Consider the following 506-nt stretch of genomic DNA (forward strand, 5'->3'; position numbering starts at 1 on the left):
AATGCCGTGATGTCTATTGCTGCACATGCCGATGACGTAGCCATGCTCAATACACCACGACAGTAAACCTGCTCTGGCTCACCCTCTGCGCTTATCTCAAACCTGACATCTCCTTGCTTTGTCGGTTTTAGCACAACATGTAATGACAGCCCTGTATCGCCAGCAACTGCAGGTCTTAGCCAGCTAACTTGCTTTAATGACACTCCTGATAATTCTGATAAAGAGACTTGTTGTGCTGTAGCAAACCCTGCTAATGCACATTCTAAATACGCCACACCTGGTAAAATGGACATACCACCAATACGATGATCTGCAAGGAAAAACTCTGAGCCGCTAAAGTGTGATGTAAAGCGTTGCTGGCTAAATGTTGACGTGTTTTGATGCAGCAATGGATGTATCTGTGTGGCACCCTGTTGTTTACCCGGTTCGCCCTGCGAGCCTTGACGCGACACACTTGAGTCTATATCTACCCAACAACGTTGCTGTGCAAATGGGTAGGTCGGTAA

At 47.0% G+C, this 506-nt stretch carries 1 protein-coding gene; it reads right to left on the reverse strand.

The features are described from left to right. Positions 1 to 506 (reverse strand): hotdog family protein (locus OCI93_RS20995; RefSeq protein ID WP_261627267.1); only part of this gene is annotated, 506 nt, incomplete at both ends.

The organism is Pseudoalteromonas holothuriae, assembly GCF_945859825.1.
Lineage (GTDB): Bacteria > Pseudomonadota > Gammaproteobacteria > Enterobacterales > Alteromonadaceae > Pseudoalteromonas > Pseudoalteromonas holothuriae.